The sequence below is a fragment of the Prevotella sp. MGM1 genome (assembly GCF_002933775.1).
Taxonomy (GTDB): domain Bacteria; phylum Bacteroidota; class Bacteroidia; order Bacteroidales; family Bacteroidaceae; genus Prevotella.
In genome coordinates this window covers 1-2,725 of record NZ_BEWV01000143.1, presented here as the reverse complement: position 1 = coordinate 2,725, position 2,725 = coordinate 1, and the positions used below count along the sequence as shown (strand labels likewise).

The 2,725-nt window shown below is 52.2% G+C and carries 3 protein-coding genes; all 3 read left to right on the top strand.

The annotated features are described in order from the left end of the window. The first annotated feature begins 396 nt into the window (after nt 1-396). Nucleotides 397-1,296, top strand: coding sequence for an AraC family transcriptional regulator (locus MoGM_RS05625; protein ID WP_104369149.1), 900 nt, complete (start codon nt 397-399; stop codon nt 1,294-1,296). Between the two features lie 10 nt (nt 1,297-1,306). After that, on the top strand, nt 1,307-2,176 hold the full coding sequence (locus MoGM_RS05620; protein WP_158249559.1) for an AraC family transcriptional regulator: 870 nt from the start codon (nt 1,307-1,309) through the stop codon (nt 2,174-2,176). A 67-nt stretch (nt 2,177-2,243) separates the two neighbouring features. Further along, nucleotides 2,244-2,725: cation diffusion facilitator family transporter (locus tag MoGM_RS05615; protein WP_233210182.1), on the top strand; the 482-nt coding region annotated here is incomplete at its 3' end.

Sequence of the window (2,725 nt, the reverse complement as noted above, 5' to 3'; positions counted from 1 at the left end):
ATACGATATTAATATGTAGGCAACTACTTCTCTACCGGCCGTTTATCAGAAATCAAAGTATCGTCAGACTGCATAAAAATACACTTCCGGCGTATCACACCCATATGCCCATGCTTTATTTTGTAAACATTTATCATCATTCCAACGTTTAAATTAGTTTCAACACGCAACAAATTTAACATAAAAAGCAAGTCGAAGCAAGCCTCACCGCGATACACTTCCATATACACCACGATATTTTAACAATGCTTTACGGCACGCATAAACAACCAAACGTAATATGGTTGCATTTTTCTGTAATGCGGGTTGCGGTGTTATCGGGATTTATTCGCTACCTTTGCAAAAACCATTATGCCCGGAATTCGGGCAGTAGGAACAAACAAAAACATTGGAACGATGGACAACCTGATTACGATTAGTTCGATAGACGAGTACAACAAGAGTCAAGGATTCGAGACACGGCATCCGCTCGTGACCGTGGTCGACCTCAACGGCACCGATCCCGGCCCCGCCGAGGTGACATACCGGTACGAGGTATACGCCCTGTTTCTCAAACAGACATACTGCGGCGACATCACCTACGGCCGCCAACCGTATGACTATCAGGAGGGCACCGTGACGAGCTTCGCCCCGGGACAGGTGGTGCATGTGAAGCATCTGCCCGACTTCAGCCCCAACGCCATCGGCCTGCTGTTTCATCCTGACATCATCCGCGGCACGTCGCTCGGCAGAGAGATAAAACAGTACTCGTTTTTCGACTACTCGTCGCGGGAAGCCCTGCACCTGTCGGAAGAAGAGAAAGGGATATTCAAGGACTGTCTCCGAAAAATCAACGACGAACTGGAACGCCCCATAGACAAGCACAGCCGGAAACTGATATGCCGCAACATCGAGCTGCTGCTCGACTACTGCATGCGCTTCTACGAGCGGCAGTTCATCACCCGCAACGAGGCGAACCGCGACATACTGACACGGTTTGAGGACGAACTGAACGGCTACTTCCGAGGCAGCACGGCACGGCGCGACGGACTGCCGTCGGTAAAGTATTTCGCCGAGCGGTGCTTCCTGTCGCCAAACTACTTCGGCGACCTGGTGAAGAAAGAGACGGGCCGTACCCCGCAGGAGTTCATACAGACGAAAATCATAGAACTGGCGAAAGACGAACTGCTGGGCACCAAGAAGTCGGTAAACGAAATATCGTATGACCTCGGATTCCAGTACTCGCAGCACTTCACGAGATACTTCAAGCGCGGGGTGGGCAAGACACCGAGCGAATACAGGAAGGAAACGGTCTGACGCACGTAAGATGGGATACATAACGGAGACATCCACAGTCTGTGGATGCAACTGTCTCTTCGGCGAAGAGACACGACACCCGCTTGTCGGCGTGGTATGTGCCGACGGACAAGACAAGGCATTCAGGTGCGGTGATTGTTATTCGGTGATGATGGCGTCTTTTCCTGACGGCGGGCGGCATCTCGGACGCATGAGATGCGATTTCTCATACGCCACAATGCAGTTTCGCAGGCCGGGAAAGACCGTTTTAACGAAAAACGCGGACAAGGCGGCAATACTCCTGTTCCACCCCGACATCATTAGCTGTACGCCACTCGGACTGGCATTCGGCAGACATACATTCTTCGGATATGCCGGAGACGAGGCACTGCACCTGTCTTTCCATGAGGCGGAAACAGCGCAGCGGTGCATAGACGGAGTGAAGAGCGAACTGCGTCACGGAGTGGACAAGTTCAGCCAGACACTGATATGCAACCATATCGAGACGCTGCTCAATTACTCGGAACGGTTTTATGCACGGCAGTTCATCACGCGACACGATGTCAACACCGCGCTGATAAGCCGCATCGACAAGGCTATCGACGAATACATGGCGGCAGGACGGGCGGCAACAGGCACGATGCCGACAGCACAAGACATGGCACCCGGCCTGAAAGTATCGGCGGCATATCTCGATGACTTGCTGCGTCACGAGACAGGCAAGCACACCGCGGACTATGTGAGCCTGAACCGCATAAAGACCGCCAAGACCATGCTTATGGACCACGGCCTCACAACAGCCGAAATATCGGCCGCACTCGGTTTTTGCTCGGAAAGCTGTTTCAACGCCTTTTTCAAAAAAATCACCGGTCACGAGCCGGAAGAATACCGGAAAACATAGCCGGAACATTTTTTCACACACTTTGCAACCGGATTGCACAGACGTTTCATTACCTTTGCGCAAAAACATGGAAGAAATGAAACAACAAGGCAACCATAACGGACACAGTCACGCACACGTCGGACACGTACATGTACACGCCCCGCGGACGATAGACAGGATTTTCATATTCTGCATACTCATCAACCTGCTTTTCGTGGCAATAGAAGCTGTGGTGGGACTGGCGGAGAACTCGCTCTCGCTCCTATCCGACGCCGGACACAACCTGAGCGACGTGTTCTCGCTCGCACTCGTGCTTGTGGCTTTCAGACTGTCGAGGGTCCACTCCACAAAAAGATTTACCTACGGACTGAAAAAGAGCACCGTACTCATATCGCTGCTCAACGCAATCATTCTGCTCGCCGCCGTCGGGGCGATAATGATAGAGAGCGCGCACAAATTCTACGAACCGACTGAAGTGAACGGCGCGGCAGTGTCATGGACAGCCGCCGCCGGGATTATCATCAACGGACTGACTGTAATCCTACTCATGCGGGGACAGAAAAACGA